Source organism: Cupriavidus phytohabitans, assembly GCF_017815025.1.
Lineage (GTDB): Bacteria > Pseudomonadota > Gammaproteobacteria > Burkholderiales > Burkholderiaceae > Cupriavidus.
In genome coordinates, this window is sequence record NZ_JAGIQB010000206.1 from 1 (window position 1) to 1,048 (window position 1,048).

A 1,048-nucleotide genomic window follows, 5' to 3' on the forward strand; every position below is an offset into this window, starting at 1 on the left:
GGGACTACATCCTCGCGGGACATCTTGCTCGGGACGTCGACGCGGAATGGAGCGAGTAGCGCCTCGCCAATCAGCCTAGAAACTGGCGCCACGAGTCCAGTTTGAATGGCGGCCTGTTTTTCTCGGCCCGCGGGAAAATGGCATGATGCCAAAGCCCTGCTAGAGCAACCTCCTCAGTGAGAGGAATACGGAATTTCAGAGGCGGCAGGGAAGTCCGGCTGATCACTAATTGTCCGTGGTGGACGCACGACGTACCATCGACACAGGCTCCTGTGCCCGGTAATGCCGGGCCAGCCAGCAACGGTGCAACCGGACACAAGCGCAAACACCATGCCGAATCAGGTTCAGGCGAGTATTCGGCTGGGCGCAAGCTGCGCCCAGCTTCCGTATCGATACCGGTCAACGAAGTACGGTGCCGGCCGAGACAAGGATCAAGCCGAAACTTCAGGTGTCGCTACGGTCGGAACCACTTTCTTTGCCGGAGCCCGCTTCTTGGTCACGGCTTTCACGGCGGCCTTCTTCGGCGCAGCTTTCGCGGAGGCTTTGCTACCAGTCACAGGCTTTTTCGGGGCCGCTTTCGTGGCGGCAGCTTTGCCTGCGGCCTTCTTGGCGCCCGCAGCCTTGGCCTTCTTCGCTGCAAGCTTATCCTTTGCGGCTTGCTTCTCAAAGCGAAGCGCGAACCTTGCGGCTTCCGTTGCCTGAGCGACTTCGCGCTTGGCCGCCTCAATGGCCTTCTTCGTGTCGGCGCGCAATTTCAGCAAGCGCTTTTTCGCTGCCTGAGCCTCGCGTGCGAGCACGGTTGCCTTTTTCGTTGGCACGGCCACTTTCTTTGCGGCAGGCTTGTTCGTCGAGACTGCCCTGACCTTCGTTGTTTTCGTTGCAGCGACCATTGTCGATTACCCCTAGTTGAGAAGCGCGGAGTATAACCGTACGTGTGCCCGCCCAAAAGAGGTATATCTTGTCCGGAATACCGGTGTGTGTCAAGGTAGTTGTCGCGTCCGCCGTTATGCTGCTTTCCGGTGCTCCTTAGCTTCCAGCTCAGCTCGCT

General features: G+C 59.1%; 1 protein-coding gene. It reads right to left on the reverse strand.

From position 1 onward, the window contains the following. Window positions 1-431: 431 nt before the first annotated feature. Window positions 432-890: a fumarate hydratase gene (locus tag J8I34_RS34165; protein ID WP_209808588.1), complete on the reverse strand. Its 459-nt coding sequence runs from the start codon at window positions 888-890 to the stop codon at window positions 432-434. Window positions 891-1,048 lie beyond the last annotated feature (158 nt).

What these genes read in the sequence shown, in the direction of transcription:
- J8I34_RS34165 (WP_209808588.1), bottom strand. Translation starts at nt 890, where the DNA reads ATGGTCGCTGCAACGAAAACAACGAAGGTCAGGGCAGTCTCGACGAAC.